Raw genomic sequence first — 20,849 nt, forward strand, 5'->3', positions numbered from 1 at the left:
ATGCGTAAATTCGCCCTGATCGCGCTGTCTGGCGCCCTTGCTCTGGCCGCTTGCGGCAAGAAGGAAGAAGATGCCCCGGCGCCGGTCAACAATCTGGTCGAACCGCCAGTCGAAAATGTGATTGTCGAGGAACCGGACGTACCGATGCCCGAGCCGAAGAACGAGGTCGAGGCCGCCCCTGTTGCGCCGCCGCCGTCAATCTCACAGGAGCAACAGATTCTCGATGACGCGGAGGCGACCGGCATGACGTCGCGCCTTCCGCGTGACGGCGAAGCGGTGCAGCCTGCCGACGAAGCGAGCAACAGCAGCGAGTGACCGGCCAGAGCCCGGGTTCAATCGGCGCGCGTCTTTTGCTATAAGAGCGGCCATGGATCGCCGCAATTTTACGAAGTTCGCTTTGAGCGGGCTCGCTTTTTCGTTTCTGTCGGACAGCATGGGCCGTGCCGCGCCGCCCGTCATGCCTCAACCCGCTGCGCCGTCTCCGGTTCCTCCTGTCGCGGCTGCGCCTGCCAGGCCGACGCCGCGCTATGCTGCGCTGCTGGATCGCGCGCGCGCCGCGCTGGACCAGCATGGATCGGCCTTCCCTCTGCGTGACCGTGTCGGCATCGTCGATTTCGACGCCCCATCGAAGGACATGCGGATGCATATCGTCGACCTGGTGAGCGGGCAGGCAAATAGTTATCTCGTGTCGCACGGGCGGGGATCGGACCCTGGCCATTCCGGCTGGCTGCATAGCTTCTCCAACGAATTCAATTCCCTCGCCAGTTGCCGGGGGGCGTTCCGCACGGAGGCGGAATATGTCGGCCAGCATGGGCGGTCGATGCGTCTTGCCGGGCTTGATCCCCAGAACAACAATGCCGAAGCGCGCGCCATCGTCGTTCATGGCGCGGATTATGTGACGGAAGATCATGTGGCGACCTGGGGCAAATGCGGCCGCAGCGAAGGCTGCTTTGCCGTCGCGCCGCATTTGGTGCCACAGGTGCTGGGACTGCTGGGGCAGGGCCGACTGCTGTATTCGGGCAAGCTTGGCGCAGCCTGATCCGACAACATCGTAAGGCGCTCATTCGCTGTCTGGCGTTGGTGATACACCGCTGATAGTCTGCCGGTATGAACGGGGGAATCGAGGCGACAGGTGACGCGGTCACCGGGGCGATGCTGGCGCGGGCTGTCGAGCCCGCCCATGGGGAGGCGCACCAGGCCGGCCATGGCGATTGTCTGAACTGCGGCGCGCCGCTTGGCGGGCCTTACTGTGCGCAATGCGGCCAGGCGGCGCATATGCATCGCAGCTTCGCCGCGATCGGGCATGACCTTGTGCATGGCGTGCTGCATCTGGAAGGCAAGATATTCACGACGCTGCCCGAACTCGCGCTGCGGCCAGGCAAGCTGACCCGGCGTTATGTGCATGGGGAGCGGGCGAAGTTCGTGTCGCCTTTCGCGCTGTTTTTGTTCAGTGCCTTCCTGATGTATGCGGTCTTTTCGCTGACCAGCCATCACGGGCCGGAAGGCGAAGGCAAGGGCGTGCAGATGAATGCAGCCGCCCGGGCCGAACTCACCCAGGAACAGGCAAAGGCTGACGCCCGCATTCGCGCGCTGGAGGCAGACCTGGCCAAGCCTGATCTGTCGAGCGAACGGCGCAAGGCACTGGCCAGCACATTGGAGGATGCGCGGGAGGACCGGGAAGGATTGACGCTGGCCGGCAATATCGCCAACTCCCTGACCTCCGACGGCGTCAATGGCGGCGTCGCGAAGACAGTGGGAAAAACCATCAACGCCGCCGCCAAAAATCCCGAACTCGCTTACTACAAGCTAAAGGCCAACGCCTATAAATTTTCCTGGGCGCTGATCCTGATCTCGCTGCCGTTCATGTGGCTGCTCTTTCCCTTCAGCCGCCGCTATAAAATATATGATCACGCCATTTACGTGACCTATTCCATTGCTTTTATGTCGCTGCTGTTCTCCTTGTCGATGATATTGACGGCGCTGCATGTGACCAGCGGAATTGTGACGACCGGGCTGCTGCTGTTCGCGGCGTGGCATATGTACCGGCAATTCAAGGATGCCTACCATTTGTCGCGGACAAGCACGCTTCTGCGTTTGCCGCTGCTCTATGGTTTTGCCTGCATATCGTTATCGCTCTTCTTCACCTTCGTTGCGATGATGGGATGACGGGGCGCGCGTCCCCGTTATAGGACGCGGCATGTTCAGTTCACCCATCTGGCTGCCGGCTACCTTGGTCGCAGGCGCGCTTCAGGCGTGGCGCACGGCGGTTCAGCGCCGGGTGAGCGAAAGCCTCTCCCTGAACGGGGCGGGCCTTGTCCGCTATCTTTACGGCATGCCCTTCACGACGGCGCTGCTGGCACTGTATCTGGTCGTCTTTCCGACCCCTTGGCCGCGGCTGAATGCGGATTTTCTGCTGTTCTGCGGCGCTGGTGGCCTGGCGCAGATCATCGCGACCAATTTGCTGATCAGTGCGTTCCGGTATCGCAATTTCGTGGTTGGCACAGCCTATTCCAAAACGGAAGCCGCCCAAGGCGCTGTTTTGTCTTTCTTTCTTCTGGGGGAAACGCTGCCCCCGCTTAGTTGGGCGGGGATCGGTTGCGGGGTCGCGGGCGTCATGCTGCTGTCGACCGGCGGTCGCAAATTGGGCCTATGGGATTTTGTGCGCGCCTTAGGTCAGCCAGCCGCAGTCACGGGCATCGCCTCCGGCTTTTTCTTTGCGCTCACGGCGATCGGCATCCGCCGCGCGACGCAGGGTGTGGACACCGACACTCCGGTATTTGCCGCCTTGATCGTGTTGGCGGTCACGGTCCCGTTGCAGACTATGATGCAGGGCGGCTGGCTATTGTGGCGGGAGCCGGCCGAAATGCGCAGGGTCTTGAGCAGCTGGCGCGTGTCCGGCCAGGTCGGCCTTCTGTCGGCCTTGGGTTCGGCCTGCTGGTTTACCGGCTTTGCCACCGCTCCCGTCGCGCTCGTGCGAATCGTGGGTCAGGTGGAGGTGGCATTCACCATGGCGTTCGGACATTTCTACCTGTGCGAAACCATGCGTCGCAGCGAATTGGCTGGTCTCATTCTTGTCGCGGCAGGCGTCATTCTCGCGCTCGCGGGGACACTCTAGAGGGTAAGCAAGTGGCGCTAACCGATAATTTACTATGCCGGCATAAGGCTACATGGTGATGAGGGACACGCATTCAGACAATGTCGCGCGCGCGGTGATGAAGGTCGCCAAATTATCTGGCGACCTTGGCATCCGCACGCTCGATCTTCAGGCCGATATCGGCGAATTGGCCACACGCGTGACGCAGCAGGCATGCACGATTGAAGCGATCAGCTCTGCCGCGGCCCAGCTTTCGCAGGATGGCGAACGCGTGTCGCTTGCCGGACAGGATGCCCGCGAAAAGGCTATTGCAGCCCGCTCGATCATCGATGATTCCGGGCGGCAGCTGTCGGCAGCCAATATGAATTTCGTGGACTTGATCGAGCAGGTCAGCCGTATCCATGCGCGGCTCGACGGCTTTGGTGAGGCGCTCAAAACCGTCGCCCATGTCACCAGCGTGATCAGCGGCATCGCCAGCCAGACCAATCTTCTTGCGCTCAACGCCACGATCGAAGCCGCCCGCGCTGGCGACGCCGGGCGAGGTTTCGCCGTAGTCGCGGCGGAGGTGAAAAAGCTCGCCCAGGAAACAGGAGCGGCGACCCAGACGATCGAACGATCGATCGCTGCGCTGACCGGTGAGGCGGACGGCATGTTGGACAGCATTTCGCGCGGTGCCCAGACGGCCCGGACGGCCCAGTCCGATACGCGCAATATCGAAGCGCTGGTCGAACGCCTCGCCGCGCTGATGCTGGATCTGTCGAGCAATAGCGAAACGGTCGCGCAACGCATCGGATCGATGGTGGGTTCTGCGGGGGAAATCCGGGCTGGGCTGTCAGCCTTGGCCAGCACGTCCAGCGACAATGCCGGTGGTTTGCAGCGTCTGTCCGGCCGCATCACCAGCGCCAGCGAAGACACCAATCTGCTGCTCCAATATCTGGCCGAAAGCGGCGTCGATATTCCCGATTCGCCCTATATACGGTTCAGCCTCGAATCAGCCCAGGCCGTGGCCGATGCGGTCGAACAGGCGATCGCTCAGGGGCATATCACCGAAGCGGACGTTTTCAGCGAAGACTATGTGCCGATATCGGGCACGGATCCCGAACAATATACCCATCCCGTACAAGCGATCATGGTTCCGGCAGCCCGCGTGCGCCAGGAAATGGCAAAGACCTATACGGGCCTGTTCGGCATGACCTTTACGGACCGCAATGCCTTTGGCGCGGTCGCCATGCCAGAGCGCGCATATCCCCAACGCCCGGGGCAGTCAGTCTGGAATGCCGAACATTCGCGTCAGGGGCTGATTTTCGATTTCCCCGATACGCGCGAGCAGTGCCGTACGACGCAACCCTTTTGCATCAAGGCCTATCGCCGCCCCACTGCCGAAGGCGCCATCATCCTGTTGAAACAGGTCATTGCATCCATCCACATTTGCGGACGCCACTGGGGCGTATTGCAAATGGCTTATCAGGATCAGGGATGACGCGATGTGCCGGGATCAGGCGTGTCCATGCCTGATCCCGGCCCGTCATTCAGCTGGCTTTCGCGCCGGTCATGATTTCGATCGAAGGGCGATTTGTCGCATCGATCGTGCCGTCGGCCATCATCGCTTTGCCCATGTTCAACGCTTCATCGCGCAGACCTTCTTCCGTCGTCGTCTGGCTGGCGCCGATCAGTGCGGACAGAAGGATATTCTTGCTCACCGCGTCGGCCGGCTGGGCGGCGGCGGACTTGCGGGCCAGCGTCAGCGCCTCCTGATAATAGGGATCAGCGCCATCCGTGTCCTGCGCCGCCAGCTTCTGGTTGCCCATCTGGATCAGCATGCCGGCCAGAATATTGCGACTGGCCGTATCCTCGGGCTTGGCTTCCACGACCTTGCGCCAGTAGGGCAGGGCCTCGTCGTACAGCGACACCACCTTGTCCATCTGCCCCATCGCCCCATAGGCGGCGGCGTCTGCGTATAGCGCATTGGCCAGGAAGTTCACATTGTCGATCTTGCTGGGATCAGCCTCAACCGCGGTACGGATGGCTGGGATCGCCGCGTCATATTTCGCCACGGCACCGGCATTGTCGCCGGCCTGCTGAGCGCTCTGGCCAGCCGTGAAGTCGGTCACGGCCTGATTGAAAGCGGCAATCTCGTCCGGCGTCATTTCGCGTGCCGTTGTGGCCGGCGCGGGTGTAGTGGCGCCATCGGCGGGCATTGCGGTGGCGTCAGCCGGCGCTGCCGGATCGGCGGGGGTAGCCGGAGTGGTTGGAGCTGCCGGACTGGTCGAAGCAGCAGGCGTCTGCTGCGCCATGGCGGGCGCGGCCAGGGCAAGCGGCGCGGCGAACATCAGATAGGCGAATTTGGCATATCGGGCCAATGTCAGGGTCTCCTTGAACTGGTTGCATCGAAACAATCGATCCAGCGCGATTTCCGCGCGTCTCAACTCCTTCAATGAACGAAGCAATAGCCCGGTTCCGAGTCCCTTAAACTCGGCTCATCGTGCAAAACGCTCCGGCTGTGGAAAACTCGCGGGCGCGCAGCAGGTTCCGCGCCGCTGCCTCTGAATCTTCCCCCCATTGTTCGCTCTGCCATTGTTCGTCGACCTGCACGGCTTGCCAGATTGTTGTGGGCTCATGCCCGCCCTCGGCGATCGCCAGCCCGCATATTAGCGATCCGCTCAGCGTTACGAGCGTCGACAATCCTGCGAGCATGAAAGGATCATGCGTTCGCACGGCCGCCTCCAGGCGCGCGAGGCTGTCTTCGGGTTGCGACACTGGAATGACACCTTGAGTCACGATCATAGGCGCATCATATCGGCTTGCTGCCCAGTCCAGCAGCGGGTCCCATGTTCCCGCCTGCCGCGCCACGAGCGCCTCTGGGCCGTCCGCGCGATAGCAGAGCAGGTCGCTCTGCGCATAGCGGGCGATGCCGGCCGCGAACGCCCCCGGATTGGGCGCGATGTGATCGATGGCTGCGTTCGACAGGCCGGTGAAGATCATCGCCGCCGGATCGATTTCGTCCTCCTGCGCCCGCCATTCGGCCGCGACGGCCTCGGCCAGGTTCCGGGTGGGCAGCGCTAGCAAAGCGCGCGCGGGCGTGCGCACCGCCCGGCCATCCAGTTCGATGGCAAAGCCTTCGCTGCCCGCGACGATGGCCACATCCTTGTAAAAGCGTTTCATTGCGGCGGCCTCTTGCGAAACAGCGCCAGTAATAAGCGGGGCACCACGGCGAACTGGAACAAGCCGGTCAGCACCATGATGGTCCCGAATGCCTTGGCCTTGCCGCCCTGCACCCAGGAAAATCGCTGCATGATCGCCAGGAAGCCGAACATGACGATGAAGGCGCCGGACAGACGGAACAGGCCGATGGCGAAATGGCGCTGCCGCGCGACCTTTTCTGGATCAACGGGTGGGGGAGGGGGGCTGTCGTTCATGGCGCGCCGATATGGCGGCGCAGGTCTGCGCTGTCCATGGCTATGCCATGGGCGCCCGCCGCTGTCAGTTCCTGCGGCGGATGATAGCCCCATGCGACGCCGATCGCGCGCGCGCCGGCCGCCAGCCCCATGTCGATGTCGAAACTCGTGTCGCCGATCATGACTGTTGTCTCGGGTGCCGCGCCTGCTTCTGCCATCGCCGTCAGCAGCATCGACGGATGGGGCTTTGACGGGTGACGGTCGGCGGTCTGGAGCGTCACGAATCGGTCAATGATGCCATGATGCGTGAGGCAGAGATTGAGGCCCCGATCGGACTTGCCTGTCGCCACGCCCAGCAGCCAACCCGCCGCATCCAGTTCCGTGACCAGGTCGGCAATGCCGGGATAAAGCGGTTCCGACACAGCATTGTCCTGCCGCAGGGACCGGAAGGCCTGTTTGTAATGCTCGGCCAGATGGTCGTGGAAATCGCTCTCCGCCTCCGGCAGCAGACGCGCCATCGCGACCGGCAACGACAGCCCGACCACCGCCAGGATCGCCAGCCGTTCTGGCGGCATGATCTGCACCGCCTCGAACGCACGGGTCATGGCGGCGCAGATGTTATGCTGGCTGTCGACCAGCGTTCCGTCGCAATCGAACACGGCCAGGCGATTGGTCATGCGCGCTGTCTCACGCCTTGCGCGCGCTGCCGCGGGCGCGCCGTTCGCCCTTGCGCCCCTTGCGATATTGTTTGGCGTGCTGGCGCGCGGCTTTCTTTTCATCCTCGCGCGTGGGCGTCCGGTCGATTTCGTCGTCCAGCGGCATGTCGCCCAGCGCCAGGTCGAACCCCAGTTCGTGCAGGCTGTTGGCGAAATGGGTGGGCAGCTCCGCCGTCATGTCGACGCGCCCGCCATCGGGATGATCGACCCGGATGCGTCGCGCATGCAGATGCATCTTACGGCTGATCGTGCCAGACAGGAAGGCGTCCTTGCCGCCATATTTGCCGTCACCCACGATCGGGTGGCCGATCGCTGCCATGTGCACGCGCAACTGATGGGTGCGTCCGGTATAGGGTTGCAACTCGACCCAGGCGGCGCGGTTGCCCGCCCGTTCGATCACGCGATAGCGCGACCGCGCGGGCAGCCCTTCCTCCTCATCGACATGCATTTTCTCACCGCCGGTTCCCGGTTGCTTGGCGATCGGCAATTCGATCATGCCATCCTCGATCGAGGGTACGCCCATCACCAGCGCCCAATAGACCTTGCGCGCGGTGCGGCTGGAAAAGGCCTTGGCGAAATGGGCGGCGGCGCGGCTGGTGCGCGCCAGCAACAGCGCGCCCGATGTGTCCTTGTCCAGTCGATGCACCAGCTTCGGGCGCGATTCGGCGTCGAACAGCAGCGCGTCGAGCAATTTGTCGACATGCTCGTCAGTCTTGGTCCCGCCCTGCGTCGCAAGGCCTGGCGGCTTGTTGATGACGATGGCTTGCGCATCGCGATGGATCACCATGTCCTGCGCGTAGCTGATCTCGTCGGGTGTCAGATCGACGATGCGGGCGCGCTTGGGCCGGTCGGCCGCGTCGGGCTTCTGTTCGGCCGGCGGCACCCGGATCATCTGCCCTTCGCTGATGCGGTCGCCCGGCGCGGCGCGCGCGCCATCGACCCGCAACTGCCCCGTGCGCGACCAGCGCGATACCAGGTTGAAGCCAACATCGGGCAAATGCCGCTGGAACCAGCGATCCAGCCGGATGCCGTCATCGTCGGCAGCCACGCGATATTGCCGCACGTCGAGCGATACGCCCTTGGCGGGATTGGGCTTTACAGCAACGGACTTGGCGACGGCGGGCTTGGGCGGTGCGCTGCGGGCGGCGCCCGATTTCGCCGCTGCCGGCGCGCGGGGCTTGAAGGCAGGTTTGTCGCCATCGCGCGTGCGCGCCCCTGGCGCCTTGCCACGAGCCGCTGGCTTGCGGTCCGGCGTGCGGCCTCCATTCCCCTTGCCGCCGCGCGAAGGCGGGCCGCTTTTGCCAGGAGGACGCCCTTTCATGCGCCAGCGCTCCGCGTCAGCATCAGGCCCAGCCCCAGCGCGCATACCGCGCCGCCAACCGATGCCAGGGCATATACCATCGCCATGAGTGCCTGGCCCCGGTCTATCATCAGCATCGTTTCCAGGCTGAAGGCGGAAAAGGTGGTGAAACCGCCCAGCAGGCCGACGCCCAGCAGCAGGCGAAGCGATTCGCTGTTAAGCGGCCCGGTCGCACCGCTTTCGCGCGTCAGCCATCCGGCCAGCAGGCCCATGGTCAAGGCGCCGATCAGATTGGCGGCGAAGGTGCCCCAGGGCCAAGTCGCGCCCGGCGTCAGATGCCCGGCCAGGCGGCCAAGCTGGTAGCGCAGCGCCGCGCCGACCGCGCCGCCCCCCATCACGAGAAGAATATTGGTCATGGGCCCGCCCTATAGCGAATCGGCTACAGGGGAAAGGACGCAATCAGGCCATTTCCGCCAGCCATGGGGGACGGTGGGACCGCGGATGTCATCTTACCCCCATCCTACCTCTCGTCGCGCTATCGCCCGCCGCCAAAAGCCGGCGTGAACAGTTTGCGGAACTGGATCGAAATGGTCCGCCCGAGCGGATCAAGATAATCCTGCCGATAACGCAGTGGAGTCATCCCCGTCGCATCGCGCACCTCGCGCCGCTGATTGAAGACATTGTCCAATCGCAACGAAATGCGCGATCCCTTTAGGAATGGCATGGATTTCACCAGATCGGGCATCTGCCCCAGATTGGCGAACAGGCGCAGGTTCGCTGTCGCCAGGCTGCCAAACTCCAGCCGTGAATTCCCGCCCAGCGCGCCATCGACATGGGTACCACTTTCCCAGTCGACCCCCAGCCGCGCGCCGATCCCATTGTTGGAATAGCCCACGCGCGCCTTGATCTCGTGACGGGGCTGCCCGCCCGATGATCCGGTCGCGTCGCCGTTGAGCAGGTCAAGCTCGGGCACGCCAGGCGCGATCAGGATGCTCTCGTCCAGATGCCAAGTGTGATAGAGGCTGAAGCTCAGCCGCCCGCCGCCCTGACCGCCGCCACGCCCGCGTCCGCCGCCAAAGCCCCGCCTCGGCCCGCCGCCATCGCCGCGCGCCTGCCCACCATCGCCGTTTCCGGCACTATCGTTCGACCTGTCCCTTTCGCCGTCGGTGTTTCGGCGTCCGCCGCCCGGCGATCCTTCGCTCCGCCTCCGGCTGCCGCCATAGGCCGTGCGCATGTCGTCCAGCTCTTTCGGACGATCCTCCGGCCGTGCTCCGTTGGCCCGCCACGCCTCGATGACCTTCTGGATATGCGACTTCAACGGCACGGACAGGTCAAAGCCCCACCGCAGCTGCTCGCTGCGCGATTGCAGGAAATTGATCGGCCGCGCGTCCACCTGGATCAGGCTGCCATCCTCGTCGCGCACGAAGCGTTGCGGAAATGCGGCCTCCAAATCGGGCGTGGGCGTGGGAAAGGCGGCGATAGGGTTGCTGGTCCGGCTGTTGAGATAGGTCGCTGTCAGCGTCAGATTGGGCTTGTCGAACGGCTTTATGCGTGCGCTCAGGCGAAACTGATCGCGCACGCTTTCTTTCAGCGCACCGTTGCCGCCCGACAATTGCGTCACGAACACGCTTTGCCCTGTGGCATAATCGAACACGGACACATTGGGCGTGGAAATCAGCGGATCGGTAATCTGCGCGCCGGTAGGCGCAGCGCGGTCCTGATTGGCGGATGCCAGGATTTGCACCGCCCTTATCGGTTGCCAGCGCAATCCATAGCCCAAAGTGGACAAGGTGCCGAAGTCCGAAAGCTGTTGCGCCGCGACGTTCAGGTTGACTCCGATGTCGCCGACGCCGCCCAATATGCCTTTGGATCGACTGGTCAGCGGCACGTCGACGCTGATTTGCCCGCTACCGGTTTCGCGGCTGTAATCGGTGTTGCGCTCGATACCCGATCGCACCGACCGGCTTTCAAACCCATTTGCTGACGCGCCCAGGCGGATGGATGTCATGACATCCCCGGCCGGCATGCGGAACAAGGCCCCGCTCACCAGCAGGTCGCCGGTTACGGCCTGGCTTTTGGCGCGCGCCGTGTCGATGGTCCGGGCGGCGATTAGCGCGGGAGCGAAATCGCCATAGGGATTGACCGAAGGATCGCCGGCATTCAGCGCAGTCTGTATCGCATCGGTATCAATGCCGCGATCAGTCCGGGTGCGGGTGATCGACAGGTCTCCATTGCCGGTGAAGGACCATTGCCATTTGCGCCCGATCTGCCCGTTGAGCGTTACGCCGATATGGCCGGTTGTGCCCCTTACCTGCTGCGCCAGCGCGCCGCCTTGGGCCAGATAGCGATAGAGGGTCACATCCTGCGCAAAGGGGGAAAAGGGCGACCCGGCAGCCAAGCCCAGCGCGGCGGTCGATAACCCCTGAAGCGTGTCGTTTTCCGATAGCGCCAACCGGCCGTTGATCGTCGCCGACACGCCGCCCAGCGCCCGCGCCAACGTTGCGTTCGCGGAAAAATTCTCTGTCGCTGGGCTGAGCGTCCGATAGGCGGTCAGGTCGGTGACGGCAGCTATGTTCGCGCCGGCGACGAAGTCCGTCAGCGACGGCGCGCCATTGGCGGCATTTGCCGGGGCGGCGGCAACGGTGACGGTCTGCCCGGCCAGTGCCGACAGGGCGGGGTCGATCTCGGCCCCATCGGCAATTCCCGTGACATTGCCGCCCAGCGCATAGGGGCGACGGGCCGGCGTGGTGATAATATCGCGCTCGCTCTCCAGCAGCCGCCCGGCGCGGCTATATTCCAGGTCCAGCGAAAAGCGGTTATCGCCCCGGATGCGCAGCAGCCCGGCCTCGACCTCGCCACTGTCCCGACCGCCCTCTGTCGTCGTTCCCAGTTGCACCTCTGCCTTCTCGGATCGGAAACGCTGGCGCAGGACGACATTGACGACCTTCTGCGTCGGCGCATAGCCATAGGAGAGGGCAACCTGCTCGGGCAAAATGTCGACCCGCGCGACAGCCTCTGACGGAATGTCGCGGATCTCGGAAAAGCTCGAAATCCGCTTTCCGTTCAGCAGGATGATCGGCGTTCCGTTGGTCTGCGGCTCCAGTTCGGTGATAAGTTCAGCGATCGACGTGACGCCCAGCGCCCTTACGTCGGCGGACGACAATTTCTGCTCCGGTTCGATATCGCCGATCACCGCACCCCGTTCCGGTTGCCCGGTGACGATGATTTCCTCGCCCTCGTCCACGTCGTCCTGCGGCGGGGCAGTCCGCTGATCGACCTCCTGCGCTATCAGGGCGCCGGGCGCGGCGCCGGTCAGCAAAGGCAACAGGATCAGATATGCGGATCGACGCACGAACACCCCCGGGCAAATCATTGAAGTTTCCATGGCCGATCTAGCTGACATCTGTCGCAAGATTCTGGCATATGTCGGACAAATTTGTCGCAAAATGTAATGGCTTGGCTGAACACAGGCTTGCACAGCGCCAAATGAGGCAAGCGCCTGTGAGCATGCCGCTTGACGAACGGCCGGGCCTCATGGTGAAACACCGGACATTCGCGGGAGGCGGCATGAGCGACACCTGGCTATATGACGAGCATCCTGCGATGTTCCGGGCACATCCCGTGCTGTTCGTGCTGCTCCTCATATCTATAATCGGCATCCTCGCCATCGCGATCTGGTGGGTGTTGCACAAGGGCGAGCGACTGGCGCTGTCGGATCGCGAAGTACTGATGGAAAAGGGCCTGTTGTCCAAGCAGCGGACGGAAATCGCGCTGTCGAGCATCCGGTCGGTGCGGATAACCCAGACGCTCGGGCAGCGCATCTTTGGTGTGGGCCATGTCGAACTTTTCAGCGCCGGCGACTATGCCGAGATCGCGATCAAGAACATGCCGAACCCGGACCGGATAAGGGCGATCGCCGCGTCGCGAAACGTGGACCTGTTGCCCCAGCGATAGACTATTTCACGCAGCCCCTTGACTTGGGCGCATATATTTCAACGATAGCAGCATCATGGAGCCGGCAGAGCTCCAACCGTGAGGACGCCATGTCAGGAACCCTTGGCCGCATTTGGGCGGGCAGGGCAATGAAGGGGTGTCGCCATGGTGGGCTTGCGAGTGATGCCGTCCTTGCCGGACCTGACGGCCGAGGAACGCGCGACCGTCCGCCAGGCCTGCGGCTTCGCCTGCGTCCGGTGCGGCGTCACCATCTATCGCTATCTGCGTCTGCCCGACAGTCCCGGCGTGACGCTGTTCTGCCCCACTTGCCATGGTTTGGTGGAGGAAGGTCGGCTGACGCCGACGCAGGTGCATAGTTTTCATGCCAACCCGGTCGTGCGGCAGCGCCATTTCGCACGGGATCGCCTGCCATTTTCCGCGGAACTTCCTCAATTGATCGTGGGCGGATCGCGCCTGCTTCGTGATACGCCCATTCCCATCACGCTGGATGGCGAAGCGATCCTGATGTTCGCGCCTCCGCGCCGGACCAATGGCGCGACACGCATCAGCGTCCGATTGGGCAATGCGGACGGCGATGCGATGCAGGTGATCGACGGCAATGAATGGAAGCCGCTGGATGGAAGCTGGCACTTCCTGCTGCGTGGCGATCGCTATTCGATGATGGCCGCACGGGGTGACGGCCTGTGCGTGCTGCGCATCGTAGCGCGCAACCGGATCGCGGTCGAACATTTGCGCACGACCATCCGCGGACGGCGGCTGGAAGTCACACCCGACTGGCTGGAGATCGACGGCAAGCGCCATGTCGATCGTATTGGCAGCGGAACTCTGATCGGGCTTGAGCTGTGATCGCGCGCGTCAGGCCAGACTGACGAAAATCTCCGCTTCGATCAGCCAGGAGCCCGACATTTCGCGCCATTTCGCGCAATAGCTTCCAGCTGCCAGGATACGCCCATCCTCCGTGGATGCGCCGGACCATCGTCCTTCTTCCATCGCGATCGGCTCGACCGCGGAAATTGTGACGTGTTCGGTCGTGCGCGTGTAGACCAAGCGGTCCGATGCGGCGAAGTCCCGCTTCCAGGTGGCGAGTTGCGCGCGTTTGCCCATGAGCACGGCGCTGTCCGTTCCCGTCACCAGCACGACGTCGCGTGCCAGCAACGGCTCGATCGCCTTCAAATTCGCCTCGGCCAAAGCGCGGTTGAAGGCGGCACGGGCCATCCGAATGGCCAGATCGGCAGAGGCTGTCATCGAACGATGCTGGACACGCGAGTGCTTATCCGCAGCGAACGGTGGTGATCATCATTGCTTCATCATAGCTGACGGTTAGCCGGTCAGGACGGAAATCCATCGTCATGGCCATGCCCGGAGCGCCCCAGCGCAGCGTCTTTGCGCCCGATGCAGCTAGCAATTGCGCGCCGACGTCGCCGCTTGCCTTCTGTCCAACGAACCGGTCCAGCCCTGCGTCACGGCAGGGGCCATCCGCCATCGCGGGCGGCGGCGTTTGGGGGCCGGAGCCATTGGCACCGGCACAGCCGGTCAGGCCGGCCAAAGATAATGCCGTCATTGCCCAGCGCATCGCTCCGTCTCCTATTCGGTTCGCGTCATTTTCAGCCGCCCGCCCTTGACCGCAAAGGCAAGCCGCCCCTCGACCAGATCAACCGCGTCGCGGCCAAATTGTTCATAACGCCAGCCTTCCAGGATCGACAGTCCCTCGCGCACGCCCGCCGCCAGCGCATCAATATCATCGCTGCGCGCGATCAGGCGCGCGGCCACATCAATGTCGCGTGACCGGATTTTGAGCAGCAGTTTCAGCAGGTCGGCGACCAGCGCGCCGTCCTTGCCCAGCCCCGGCCGCTTGGGATCGCGTTCAGGCATTTCGTCGCGGTCCAGTGGCTGGGACGCCTTGATCGCGCTCATCAGCCGCGCGCCGATGTCGTTCGTCTTCCACGTGGCGGACAGGCCCCGCACTTTGCCAAGATCCTCCTGGGCGCGCGGCGGATGGCTTGCGATATCGGCCAGCGTCTCGTCTTTCACGATGCGACCGCGCGGGAGATTCTTGTCCTGCGCTTCCATCTCACGCCAGGCGGCCAGCGCTTTGAGGCGGCCCAGCACATCGGCCTTGCGGCTGGCGATGCGCACGCGCTTCCACGCATCCGCCGGATCATTCTCATAATTGCTCGGATTGCTGATCCGCTCCATTTCCTGGTCCAGCCAGTCGCCGCGCCCGGTCTTCTTCAACTCTTCCAGCATTTTTGGGAAGATTTTGATCAGATAGGTGACGTCGCCGATCGCATAGTCGATCTGCCGCTTGTCGAGCGGTCGCCGCGCCCAGTCGGTGAAGCGCGCCCCCTTGTCGAGCTGAACGCCCAGCCATGCATCGACGAGATTGCCATAGCCGATCTGCTCGCCAAGGCCGAGCGCCATGGCCGCGATCTGGGTGTCGAACATGGGGTGGGGAGCCTTGCCGGTCAGGTTGTGGACGATTTCAATGTCCTGGCCGCCGGCATGGAAGACCTTGAGCACGTCCTCATTGTCGACGAGCAGGTTGAGCAGCGGCGTCAGGTCGATGCCCGGCGCCTTGGGGTCGATCGCCGCCGCCTCGTGGGAATCGGCCACCTGCACCAGGCAGAGGTCGGGCCAGTAGCTATTTTCCCGCATGAATTCCGTGTCGACGGCGACATAGGGGGAATTCGCAATGCGGGCGCAAAAATCTGAAAGCGTCTTGCTGTCGGTAATCAGCGGATGAATTTGCATATGGTCTTCGATCTTATTATGGGCTGGCCCGCGTCCGGCGGGCTGGTCGAAAGGTCGACAAGGCAAGCCCATAGCCGGGCCGCAACAATTTGTCATTTCCGTAAAACGATTCTGAAAGATCAAAACGCCATGCACGCCTATCGCACCCACACCTGCGGCGCCCTGACCATCGCCGATGCCGGCAATGAGGTCCGCGTATCGGGCTGGGTGCATCGGAAGCGCGATCATGGCGATCTGGTCTTCATCGACCTGCGCGATCATTATGGCATGGTGCAGATCGTGACCGAAGTGGACGGGCCTGTCTTTCAGGTGATCGAGGGGCTGCGGGCCGAAAGCGTCGTCACCGTCACCGGCAAGGTCGTCGCCCGCGCCACGGAAGCGGTGAACCCCAACCTGCCGACCGGCGAGATCGAAATTCGAGCGCTGGACGCGGCCGTCCTGTCTGCCGCTGCCGACCTGCCGCTGCCAGTCGCGGGCGAACAGGACTATCCCGAAGATATCCGCCTGCGCTATCGCTTCCTCGACCTGCGGCGTGAGACGCTGCATGCCAACATCGTCAAGCGCACGAAGATCATCTCCGACATGCGCCGCCGCATGGAAGGCGCGGGCTTTACCGAATATTCGACGCCGATCCTGACCGCGAGCAGCCCGGAAGGCGCGCGTGACTTTCTGGTGCCCAGCCGCATCCATCCGGGCAAATTCTACGCCCTTCCGCAAGCGCCGCAGCAATATAAGCAGCTGCTGATGGTCGCGGGCTTCGACCGCTATTTCCAGATCGCGCCCTGCTTCCGCGACGAAGATCCGCGCGCTGACCGCCTGCCCGGCGAATTCTATCAGCTTGACCTCGAAATGAGCTTCGTCACCCAGGAAGACGTCTGGAACACGATGGAGCCGGTCATCGCGCAGGTGTTCGAAGCCTTCTCCGACGGCAAGCCCGTCACCCCGGCCGGCAGCTTCCCGCGCATCCCGCACGCCGAGGCGATGCTGAAATATGGCAGCGACAAGCCCGACCTGCGCAACCCTATCATCATCCAGGACGTGACCGACCATTTCGTTGGCTCGGGCTTCGGAATTTTTGCTTCGCTGGTCGATGGCGGCGCGCGCATCCGCGCGATCCCCGCGCCTGGCGCGGGCGCGGGCAGCCGCAAATTCTTCGACGACATGAATGTGTGGGCGCGCGGCGAAGGCTATTCGGGCCTTGGCTATATCAACATCAAGGATGGCGTCCCCGGCGGCCCGATCGCCAAGAATCATGGACCCGAAGCGACCGCAAAGCTGATCGAAGCGCTCGGCCTTGGCCCCAATGACGGCGTCTTCTTCGCCGCCGGCAAGGAAGCGCAGGCAGCCAAGCTCGCCGGTCTCGCCCGCATCCGTGTCGGCGAACAGCTTGACCTCATCGACAAGGACCGGTTCGAGCTTTGCTGGATCGTCGACTTCCCGTTCTATGAATATGATGAGGATACGAAGTCGATCGACTTCGCGCACAATCCCTTCTCCATGCCGCAGGGCGGCCTGGACGCGCTGGAAAATCAGGACCCTCTGACGATCAACGCCTTCCAGTATGACATGGTCTGCAACGGCTATGAAATTGCGTCCGGTTCGATCCGCAACCAGTCGCCTGACCTTATGGTCAAGGCGTTCGAGCTGGTCGGCCTCAGCAAGGCGGATGTCGAGGAGCGCTTCGGCGGCCTCTACCGCGCCTTCCAATATGGCGCGCCGCCCCATGGCGGCATGGCGGCCGGCGTCGACCGCATCGTGATGCTGCTCTGCGGCGCGCAAAATCTGCGCGAAATCACGCTGTTCCCAATGAACCAGCGCGCCGAGGACCTGCTGATGGGCGCGCCCAGCGCGGCGGAATTCAAGCAGTTGCGCGAACTCCATGTCCGCGTGGTGGAGCCGCAGGCCAAGGGATAATATCTCCGTTGAAAGCCGATACCAGGTAATGGCCCCCGTCCCGCGACGGGGGCCATTTTGCCCTATGTGCGTCAAGCTGTATTGATTGAATAATACACTATGATAAGGTCGGCTTGGTCAAGCAGGAGTGTCCCTTATGTCCCCCGCCTCCTTATGGGTTCTCGCATTTCTGGCCGGCGCCGGTTTCGATCCCGGCACGCTCAAGGATGTTGCCGGACCGCCCAATGAGGTGATGGTGTTGGGTACACCACATTTGTCCAATTGGCCGGAGAGTTTCGAGGCGAAGCAACTCGATCCGCTGCTTGACAGGCTGGCAGGATGGAAACCGCAGGCAATTGCCGTGGAATCCCTATCCGGACTGCAATGTGATGCGCTGCGCCGTTTCCCCTCGCGTTATGCCGACACGGTGAAGGATTATTGCTGGGACGCGGCACCAGCCCGGCAGGCGACCGCGCTGGACGTTCTGGCGGCCACGGCCCACGTCGATCGTCTGCTGGCAAACTGGCCGGCGAATCCCACAGCCGGCGATCGTCGGCATCTCGCCGCGCTGTTTCTCGCATCGGCCGATCAGGGGTCGGCGCTGGTCCAATGGTTGAGGCTGCCGCCGTCCGAGCGCCATGCGGGCGACGGCCTCGACGCGACATTGGTCGCGCGACTGGAAATGCTGCGGGGACGGCGCAATGAGGAGTTTTTGATCGCGGCGCCGCTCGCCGCGCGGCTGGGGCTGGAGCGGCTGGCCCAGATAGATGATCATAGCGCCGATCGCGCCTATCGCAATGCCGAGGAAGAAAAGGCCGCTGGCGAAGCGCTCATGAAGGCATGGGACAATTCCGCCACCAACCGGCGCAAGGCGGCGGACGCGACATTGTCTAAAGGCATAGGTTCGGGCGAAGGGGTTCTCACGCTCTATCGAAACTATAACGCGCCCGACCAGGCCCGCATTATCTATGACAGCGATTTTGGAGCAGCCTTGAACGAACCCTCGCCGCAGCGATATGGGCGAAACTACGCTGGTTATTGGGAAACACGGAATCTGCGCATGGCGGCGAACATCCGTGATATATTGGGGGCGGCGCCGGGGCAGCGCATGCTGGTGATCGTGGGGGCGTCCCACAAATTTTATCTTCAGGCCTATCTGAACATGATGCACGACGTTCGACTGGTCGATACGCGCGTTGCGCTGCGCTGAAGGCCTTGCTCTCCTGCCAGCCGTCCGATCTAATCGTGGAAACGGACACGCAGGAGACGCGCCCATGACAATCGACCTGTCCGACTATGAAAAGGGCAAGAAATACAAAGGCGATTATGACGCCGATCTGGCGGCCCTCCAGGAACGGCTGGCCAAGATCCAGGTGGCGCATATCGTCCATAATCGGCGCAGCGTCATCCTGCTGGAAGGATGGGATGCGGCGGGAAAGGGCGGGATCATCAAGCGGATGACGGCCGATTGGGATCCGCGCTATTATCAGGTGCATCCCATTTCCGCGCCGTCGCAGGAAGAGCGCGATCATCATTATCTTTGGCGCTTCTGGACGCGCCTGCCCGCGGGCCGCAACATCGCGATCTTCGATCGTAGCTGGTATGGCCGGGTTCTGGTGGAACGGGTCGAGGGATATTGCGACAAGGCCGACTGGAAGCGCGCCTATGAGGAGATTAACGCCTTCGAACGGCAGCAGATCGACGCCGGCACCAATATCGTGAAACTCTTCGTCCATATCACGCAGGAAACACAGGACGAACAACTGGCGCAGCGGCTCGACACCCCTTGGAAACGCTGGAAAACGGGACCGGACGATTATCGCAATCGGGCACGGCGCGACGATTATCTCGACGCGATGCATGACATGTTTTGCAAGACGGACCGGAAAGATGCGCCCTGGCATGTCATCGACAATAATCATCGCAAGGCAGGACGCATCGCGGCGCTCACCTATGTCGCTGACCGCCTCGAAAAGCTTGTGCCGCTTCACTTTCCGGAAGCGGATCCGGCGGTGGTGAAGCTTGCGGAGGAGGCATTTGGCTACCGTGCGGAGCGATAAAGAAAAACATGAAAAAACAAGTGGTTGTCATATAATTGTAACGTAAGCCTAACGGTGCCTTTACGATTTGGCCCTATGGTTCGGGCCATGACCGCAACCGTGCTGCCCTTCGCACCGCCTGCCTCGGCGGCCTCTTTGGCTCCGGCCGACCTGTATCTGACCGCGCATGCGCCGGCTGTTCGCCTCGACTGCCCGCTTAGTGAGGCTGTGGATCATTTCCAGCGCGATTCCGGGCTGCGTTTGTTGCCAGTGCTGGACTGCGCCGGCAGGCCGTTGGGCGCAATTTATGAGCGCGACATGCGCCGGATCCTTTTCAATCCCTTTGGCCACGCCCTGCTGCGCAATCCCAGCTTCGGCGGTCGCTTGGATGACCATGTCCGGCCTTGCGCGATCGCGGATCGGGCGATGGGCATAGAGGCGTTGGTCGATCTCTACGCTGCGCAGGGGGACGGGTGCGAAGGGTTGATCGTGACCGACGCTGGCGCTTTTGCCGGCGTGCTCAGTGGATCGCTGTTGTTGCGGCTGACTGCGGAGCGGGACGCGCGCGTGGCTATGGCCCGGACCGAGCGTATCGAGAAAATCGCGCAGGAAAGCGCCGACTTCAGGGCCGATGTCGAACGATTGATCACCGACCTGGTGGTGATGGCGGACCAATTGGCGACCCTGGCCGGCGAGGCGACGGAGCGTGCGGCGCTCGATGATGCGGATGCAGGGGCGATGGCGGTAGCCGCGCTCCAGACGGCCGACCGGCTTGCGGGAATCGCCGCAGGCGGCTCGGAACTGGGGAATCTGTTCGCGACGATGGAAGCCGAGGTCCGGGATGCCGGCGACGCAATAAAGGAAGCGGTGGCCCGCAGCCGTTCCGGAGCGGCGCGCAGCGAGGCGCTGGCGCAGGAGGCTGACGATATCGGCGCGGTCATCGCCCTGATCGATAATATCGCGCGGGCAACCAGCATGCTGGCGCTCAACGCCAGCATCGAGGCTGCCCGCGCGGGCGCTGCGGGGGAAGGCTTCGCGGTCGTCGCCAGAGAGGTGCAATCCCTGGCTGCGCAAACACGCGATGCGGCGGCGGAGATTTCCGGCCGGATCGACCATTTTCGCGGCGCAATCGGGGAGGTTGCCGCGGGACACGCCCATATGGATGCAACGATGACGCGGGCAAATCGTCTCTCGGCTGCCGTGTTCGATGCCGTGGCCCGGCAGGGCGCGTTCAGTCTGACGATAGCCGAGAGCGTTGCCGAAGCTGGACAGTCGAGCGATCATATCCGCGCCGGCGCGCGGCAGATCAGTGACAATGCGACAGGCCGCGCCCAGGCGGCCCGCCTGATGCGCGACGTGGCTGGCCGCCTGGCGCAGGAAGCGCATCGTTTGGAGGACCGGGCGGGGGGGTTTATCACGGCGATCCGGGCGGCCTGATCGCGGCCTCTGGCGCGATCCTGCTAACCCGCTACTCTGCGTCTCCCATATAAAAGGAGAGGCAAGCCATGATCGTCATGTTCGTCGGCACGGATCGCACGCAGACCGCGGTCAATCCCGCACAGGTCACATTCGTCACTCAGGTCAGCGACGGCACGCGTATCCGCTTTGGTGAGGGGCGCAGCGTTACCGTGACCGAACCCATTGACGCGGTGATCGACAGTCTCAACCAGGCCTTGCGACCGCACGAATAGGAAAAGGGAAGGGCCG

22 protein-coding genes are annotated in these 20,849 nt (G+C 63.1%); 12 read left to right on the top strand and 10 right to left on the bottom strand.

Annotation, left to right across the window (positions count from 1 at the left end):
- The 5 genes from B2V90_RS15980 to B2V90_RS16000 all read left to right on the top strand — a co-directional run bounded on the left by B2V90_RS15980 (window position 1) and on the right by B2V90_RS16000 (window position 4,574).
- Entirely contained in the window at window positions 1-315 is a 315-nt protein-coding gene (locus tag B2V90_RS15980; RefSeq protein WP_009820676.1) for a hypothetical protein, read from the top strand.
- A 52-nt stretch (window positions 316-367) separates the two neighbouring features.
- A complete protein-coding gene (locus B2V90_RS15985) occupies window positions 368-1,039 on the top strand; it encodes a murein L,D-transpeptidase catalytic domain-containing protein (RefSeq protein WP_009820677.1) in 672 nt (223 codons plus the stop codon).
- 68 nt (window positions 1,040-1,107) lie between these two features.
- On the top strand, window positions 1,108-2,166 hold the full coding sequence (locus tag B2V90_RS15990) for a DUF3667 domain-containing protein (protein ID WP_228221595.1): 1,059 nt from the start codon (window positions 1,108-1,110) through the stop codon (window positions 2,164-2,166).
- A gap of 31 nt (window positions 2,167-2,197) precedes the next feature.
- Window positions 2,198-3,115 (top strand): DMT family transporter, encoded by a 918-nt coding sequence (locus B2V90_RS15995; RefSeq protein ID WP_228221594.1) that lies wholly within the window; start codon window positions 2,198-2,200, stop codon window positions 3,113-3,115.
- A 97-nt stretch (window positions 3,116-3,212) separates the two neighbouring features.
- Window positions 3,213-4,574 (top strand): methyl-accepting chemotaxis protein, encoded by a 1,362-nt coding sequence (locus B2V90_RS16000; protein WP_228221684.1) that lies wholly within the window; start codon window positions 3,213-3,215, stop codon window positions 4,572-4,574.
- Window positions 4,575-4,623: 49 nt separating this feature from the next.
- On the opposite strand, the gene B2V90_RS16005 is transcribed toward B2V90_RS16000, so the two are convergent.
- The 7 genes from B2V90_RS16005 to B2V90_RS16035 all read right to left on the bottom strand — a co-directional run bounded on the left by B2V90_RS16005 (window position 4,624) and on the right by B2V90_RS16035 (window position 11,857).
- Entirely contained in the window at window positions 4,624-5,454 is an 831-nt protein-coding gene (locus tag B2V90_RS16005; protein WP_293922262.1) for a hypothetical protein, read from the bottom strand.
- A 106-nt stretch (window positions 5,455-5,560) separates the two neighbouring features.
- Complete coding sequence (locus tag B2V90_RS16010; protein ID WP_228221593.1) at window positions 5,561-6,256, bottom strand: ATP12 family chaperone protein; 696 nt, start codon at window positions 6,254-6,256, stop codon at window positions 5,561-5,563.
- The gene (locus B2V90_RS16015; protein ID WP_228221592.1) at window positions 6,253-6,510 is read right to left on the bottom strand and encodes a hypothetical protein; all 258 of its coding nucleotides are present in this window, start codon (window positions 6,508-6,510) and stop codon (window positions 6,253-6,255) included. Before B2V90_RS16015 ends, B2V90_RS16010 begins: the two co-directional genes overlap by 4 nt.
- A complete protein-coding gene (locus B2V90_RS16020) occupies window positions 6,507-7,166 on the bottom strand; it encodes an HAD-IA family hydrolase (protein WP_037542018.1) in 660 nt (219 codons plus the stop codon). Before B2V90_RS16020 ends, B2V90_RS16015 begins: the two co-directional genes overlap by 4 nt.
- 10 nt (window positions 7,167-7,176) lie before the next feature.
- On the bottom strand, window positions 7,177-8,526 hold the full coding sequence (locus B2V90_RS16025; protein WP_228221591.1) for an RluA family pseudouridine synthase: 1,350 nt from the start codon (window positions 8,524-8,526) through the stop codon (window positions 7,177-7,179).
- The gene (gene crcB, locus B2V90_RS16030) at window positions 8,523-8,921 is read right to left on the bottom strand and encodes a fluoride efflux transporter CrcB (RefSeq protein ID WP_228221590.1); all 399 of its coding nucleotides are present in this window, start codon (window positions 8,919-8,921) and stop codon (window positions 8,523-8,525) included. Before crcB ends, B2V90_RS16025 begins: the two co-directional genes overlap by 4 nt.
- Window positions 8,922-9,040: 119 nt before the next feature.
- Entirely contained in the window at window positions 9,041-11,857 is a 2,817-nt protein-coding gene (locus B2V90_RS16035) for a TonB-dependent receptor (protein ID WP_228221589.1), read from the bottom strand.
- A gap of 215 nt (window positions 11,858-12,072) precedes the next feature.
- On the opposite strand from B2V90_RS16035, the gene B2V90_RS16040 reads away from it, so the two are divergent.
- Window positions 12,073-12,459: a PH domain-containing protein gene (locus B2V90_RS16040; protein WP_037542456.1), complete on the top strand. Its 387-nt coding sequence runs from the start codon at window positions 12,073-12,075 to the stop codon at window positions 12,457-12,459.
- Window positions 12,460-12,603: 144 nt separating this feature from the next.
- Window positions 12,604-13,305 (top strand): hypothetical protein, encoded by a 702-nt coding sequence (locus tag B2V90_RS16045; RefSeq protein ID WP_228221588.1) that lies wholly within the window; start codon window positions 12,604-12,606, stop codon window positions 13,303-13,305.
- A gap of 9 nt (window positions 13,306-13,314) precedes the next feature.
- Here the strand turns inward: B2V90_RS16045 and B2V90_RS16050 are convergent, their stop codons facing one another.
- From B2V90_RS16050 to rnd, 3 genes are read right to left on the bottom strand one after another with little or no spacing between them, the layout of a single operon-like run.
- Window positions 13,315-13,704 (bottom strand): DUF4440 domain-containing protein, encoded by a 390-nt coding sequence (locus tag B2V90_RS16050; RefSeq protein ID WP_228221587.1) that lies wholly within the window; start codon window positions 13,702-13,704, stop codon window positions 13,315-13,317.
- A gap of 25 nt (window positions 13,705-13,729) precedes the next feature.
- The gene (locus B2V90_RS16055) at window positions 13,730-14,032 is read right to left on the bottom strand and encodes an I78 family peptidase inhibitor (RefSeq protein ID WP_228221586.1); all 303 of its coding nucleotides are present in this window, start codon (window positions 14,030-14,032) and stop codon (window positions 13,730-13,732) included.
- A gap of 11 nt (window positions 14,033-14,043) precedes the next feature.
- The gene (gene rnd, locus B2V90_RS16060) at window positions 14,044-15,210 is read right to left on the bottom strand and encodes a ribonuclease D (protein WP_228221585.1); all 1,167 of its coding nucleotides are present in this window, start codon (window positions 15,208-15,210) and stop codon (window positions 14,044-14,046) included.
- 129 nt (window positions 15,211-15,339) lie between these two features.
- Here rnd and aspS point away from each other — a divergent pair, with 129 nt between their 5' ends.
- The 5 genes from aspS (at window position 15,340) to B2V90_RS16085 (ending at window position 20,833) form a co-directional block, all read left to right on the top strand.
- Window positions 15,340-17,124 (top strand): aspartate--tRNA ligase, encoded by a 1,785-nt coding sequence (gene aspS, locus B2V90_RS16065; protein WP_228221584.1) that lies wholly within the window; start codon window positions 15,340-15,342, stop codon window positions 17,122-17,124.
- 136 nt (window positions 17,125-17,260) lie between these two features.
- Complete coding sequence (locus B2V90_RS16070) at window positions 17,261-18,313, top strand: DUF5694 domain-containing protein (protein WP_228221583.1); 1,053 nt, start codon at window positions 17,261-17,263, stop codon at window positions 18,311-18,313.
- Between the two features lie 64 nt (window positions 18,314-18,377).
- Window positions 18,378-19,163, top strand: coding sequence for a polyphosphate kinase 2 family protein (locus B2V90_RS16075; RefSeq protein ID WP_228221582.1), 786 nt, complete (start codon window positions 18,378-18,380; stop codon window positions 19,161-19,163).
- 87 nt (window positions 19,164-19,250) lie between these two features.
- Window positions 19,251-20,579, top strand: a complete 1,329-nt coding sequence (locus tag B2V90_RS16080; RefSeq protein WP_228221581.1) for a methyl-accepting chemotaxis protein — start codon at window positions 19,251-19,253, stop codon at window positions 20,577-20,579.
- 68 nt (window positions 20,580-20,647) lie between these two features.
- Entirely contained in the window at window positions 20,648-20,833 is a 186-nt protein-coding gene (locus B2V90_RS16085; protein WP_009820697.1) for a hypothetical protein, read from the top strand.
- Window positions 20,834-20,849 lie beyond the last annotated feature (16 nt).

The organism is Sphingobium sp. UBA5915, assembly GCF_002431195.1.
Classification (GTDB): Bacteria; Pseudomonadota; Alphaproteobacteria; order Sphingomonadales; family Sphingomonadaceae; genus Sphingobium; species Sphingobium soli.

Bases quoted from the DNA above. Each gene is read 5' to 3' on its own strand.
- B2V90_RS16055 (WP_228221586.1), bottom strand. From the start codon at position 14,032: ATGCGCTGGGCAATGACGGCATTATCTTTGGCCGGCCTGACCGGCTGT.
- rnd (WP_228221585.1), bottom strand. From the start codon at position 15,210: ATGCAAATTCATCCGCTGATTACCGACAGCAAGACGCTTTCAGATTTT.
- B2V90_RS16050 (WP_228221587.1), bottom strand. From the start codon at position 13,704: ATGACAGCCTCTGCCGATCTGGCCATTCGGATGGCCCGTGCCGCCTTC.
- B2V90_RS16010 (WP_228221593.1), bottom strand. From the start codon at position 6,256: ATGAAACGCTTTTACAAGGATGTGGCCATCGTCGCGGGCAGCGAAGGC.
- B2V90_RS16000 (WP_228221684.1), top strand. From the start codon at position 3,213: ATGAAGGTCGCCAAATTATCTGGCGACCTTGGCATCCGCACGCTCGAT.
- B2V90_RS16075 (WP_228221582.1), top strand. From the start codon at position 18,378: ATGACAATCGACCTGTCCGACTATGAAAAGGGCAAGAAATACAAAGGC.
- B2V90_RS16070 (WP_228221583.1), top strand. From the start codon at position 17,261: ATGTCCCCCGCCTCCTTATGGGTTCTCGCATTTCTGGCCGGCGCCGGT.
- crcB (WP_228221590.1), bottom strand. From the start codon at position 8,921: ATGACCAATATTCTTCTCGTGATGGGGGGCGGCGCGGTCGGCGCGGCG.
- B2V90_RS16015 (WP_228221592.1), bottom strand. From the start codon at position 6,510: ATGAACGACAGCCCCCCTCCCCCACCCGTTGATCCAGAAAAGGTCGCG.
- B2V90_RS16085 (WP_009820697.1), top strand. From the start codon at position 20,648: ATGATCGTCATGTTCGTCGGCACGGATCGCACGCAGACCGCGGTCAAT.
- aspS (WP_228221584.1), top strand. From the start codon at position 15,340: ATGCACGCCTATCGCACCCACACCTGCGGCGCCCTGACCATCGCCGAT.
- B2V90_RS16045 (WP_228221588.1), top strand. From the start codon at position 12,604: ATGGTGGGCTTGCGAGTGATGCCGTCCTTGCCGGACCTGACGGCCGAG.
- B2V90_RS16080 (WP_228221581.1), top strand. From the start codon at position 19,251: ATGACCGCAACCGTGCTGCCCTTCGCACCGCCTGCCTCGGCGGCCTCT.
- B2V90_RS15995 (WP_228221594.1), top strand. From the start codon at position 2,198: ATGTTCAGTTCACCCATCTGGCTGCCGGCTACCTTGGTCGCAGGCGCG.
- B2V90_RS15990 (WP_228221595.1), top strand. From the start codon at position 1,108: ATGAACGGGGGAATCGAGGCGACAGGTGACGCGGTCACCGGGGCGATG.
- B2V90_RS16020 (WP_037542018.1), bottom strand. From the start codon at position 7,166: ATGACCAATCGCCTGGCCGTGTTCGATTGCGACGGAACGCTGGTCGAC.
- B2V90_RS15980 (WP_009820676.1), top strand. From the start codon at position 1: ATGCGTAAATTCGCCCTGATCGCGCTGTCTGGCGCCCTTGCTCTGGCC.
- B2V90_RS15985 (WP_009820677.1), top strand. From the start codon at position 368: ATGGATCGCCGCAATTTTACGAAGTTCGCTTTGAGCGGGCTCGCTTTT.
- B2V90_RS16025 (WP_228221591.1), bottom strand. From the start codon at position 8,526: ATGAAAGGGCGTCCTCCTGGCAAAAGCGGCCCGCCTTCGCGCGGCGGC.
- B2V90_RS16040 (WP_037542456.1), top strand. From the start codon at position 12,073: ATGAGCGACACCTGGCTATATGACGAGCATCCTGCGATGTTCCGGGCA.